Origin of the sequence: Ferrigenium sp. UT5, assembly GCF_045866295.1 — a bacterium.
Lineage (GTDB): Bacteria > Pseudomonadota > Gammaproteobacteria > Burkholderiales > Gallionellaceae > Sideroxyarcus.
The window spans coordinates 1-2,224 of sequence record NZ_BAAFRY010000051.1 but is presented as its reverse complement, the minus strand read 5'-3'; the positions used below and the strand labels follow the sequence as shown (position 1 = coordinate 2,224).

The following is a 2,224-nucleotide window of genomic DNA, read 5'->3' as shown; positions in this document are numbered from 1 at the left end:
CGTAAATGGCTCAAGACGCCGGAAGGCACGGAGCCGCAGTATTGCCGGCAGCGCGGCGACAACAAGATCACGCCGTACGCGGAGCGTTTGGTGCAGATGCTGGAGATTGACGCTCGCCGCTCGAAACGGGAGCGCCGCACGGCCTTGAAGCTGCATGCCGAACTGCAGGCATTGGGCTTTGATGGCGACTACAGTCGGGTCACCGAATTCATTCGGCGCTGGCGGAAAGACGGCGGTGCCGCAGTCAGCAAAGCCTTCGTGCCGCTACGGTTTGAGCCTGGCGAAGCGCACCAGTTCGACTGGAGCGAAGAGCATATCCTGATTGGCGGTGTGTGGCGCAAGGTGATGCTGGCGCATCTCAAGCTGTGTTTCAGTCGTGCGTTTGTTGTCCAAGCCTATCCAACGCAGAGCCACGAGATGCTGTTCGATGCGCACACGCGGTCGTTCACCGTGCTGGGCGGGATTGCCCGTCGTGGCATTTACGACAACATGAAGACGGCGGTGGACAAGGTCAAGAAGGGCAAGTTGCGCATCGTCAACACCCGGTTTGCCGCGATGGCCTCGCACTATCTGTTTGATCCGGACTTTTGCAATGTTGCCTCCGGCTGGGAGAAAGGCGTCGTCGAAAAGAATGTGCAGGACAGCCGGCGGCGTATCTGGCAGGAAGCGACTGAGCAGCGCTTTGGTTCTTTTGCCGAGCTGAATCTGTGGCTACTGGCGAAGTGTCAGCAGCTATGGGGAGAACTGAAGCACCCCGAGGTCGATCTGACCTTGGCGGAAATGCTGGAACAGGAGCGGTCCAGCCTGATGCCGATGATTGCCCCCTTCGATGGCTATGTCGAGACCTTGGGCAAGGTCGCCAGCACTTGCCTGGTGATCGAAGATCGCAATCGTTACTCCGTGCCGTGTGAACTGGTGGGGCAAATGGTGAGCATCCGCACCTATCCGGAACGGATCGACTTCGTGGCGCATGACCGGATCGTGGCCAGCCACGCCCGCTGCTTCGGGCGCAACGAAGCGCGCTATGACTGGCAACATTACCTTCCCCTGATCGAACGGAAACCTGGCGCGCTGCGGAATGGTGCCCCCTTTGCCGATATGCCAGCACCGCTCCTGCGATTGCGCTGGCTGCTCCTCAAGCGCGAAGGCGGCGACCGGGTGATGGCCAGAGTGCTGGCGGTGGTGCCGAAGCACGGACTGGAAGCGGTGGTGGTGGCGGTGGAATTGGTGCTGGAATCCGGCAACTTCAGCGTCGAGCATATTGAGAATGTGCTGAATCGGCTCAAGCCATCACCGCCAGTAGCCCCGGTGGCGACCCACCTTGAAGTGACCGAGGCGCCGATTGCCGACACGGTTCGCTATGATGGCCTGCGGATGGGGGTGCATCATGCGTGATGTGGCCGCCGAACTCAAAAGCTTGCGTCTGTACGGGATGGCGAGCGCCTGGGAAGAAGTCTCCGCCGACAGTCAATCGGTCGGCATGCAAACCTCGGCCTGGCTGATTGAACACCTGTTGCAGGCAGAGCATACCGACCGGAACATGCGGTCGATCCGCTATCAGATGCAGACGGCCAAATTCCCGGTGCATCGCGATCTGGCTGGATTCGACTTTGCGCAATCCAAAGTGGATCAGCGCCTGATCGACGAGTTGGCCGGCATGGGCTTCACCGAGCATGCACACAATGTGGTGCTGATTGGCGGTACGGGGACGGGCAAGACCCATCTGGCGACCGCGCTGGGGATTGCCGGCATCACCCAGCTTGGCAAACGGGTGCGCTTCTACTCGACGGTCGACCTGGTCAATCTGCTGGAGCAGGAGAAAGCAGCGGGCCGTGCCGGAAAGTTGGCCTTCTCGCTCATGCGCATGGATCTGGTGATTCTGGACGAACTGGGGTATCTGCCGTTCAGCCAGTCTGGCGGGGCCTTGCTGTTCCATCTGCTGTCGAAGCTCTACGAACACACCAGCGTGATCATTACGACGAATCTGACCTTCGCCGAATGGTCGAGTGTATTTGGCGATGCAAAGATGACTACAGCCTTGCTGGATCGGCTGACCCACCACTGCCATATCGTTGAAACCGGCAACGAGTCTTATCGGTTCAAGCATAGTAGTGCGACCGCAAAATCACGGATCAAGGCGCGGGAGCAAAGCAAGCGGGGGAAGGCCGTTGTTGAAGACGAACCGTTCTGAACATCCTGCCGAAAAATGGAAAAACTGAGCTAC

At 59.4% G+C, this 2,224-nt stretch carries 2 protein-coding genes; both read left to right on the top strand.

The window, feature by feature from the left end:
* Positions 1-1,395: IS21 family transposase (istA, locus tag ACKTSJ_RS11030; RefSeq protein WP_407900202.1), on the top strand; the 1,395-nt coding region annotated here is incomplete at its 5' end.
* Positions 1,388-2,191, top strand: coding sequence for an IS21-like element helper ATPase IstB (istB, locus tag ACKTSJ_RS11025; RefSeq protein WP_407900200.1), 804 nt, complete (start codon positions 1,388-1,390; stop codon positions 2,189-2,191). The genes istA and istB, both read left to right, overlap by 8 nt.
* Positions 2,192-2,224 lie beyond the last annotated feature (33 nt).

What these genes read in the sequence shown, in the direction of transcription:
- istB (WP_407900200.1), top strand. Translation starts at nt 1,388, where the DNA reads ATGCGTGATGTGGCCGCCGAACTCAAAAGCTTGCGTCTGTACGGGATG.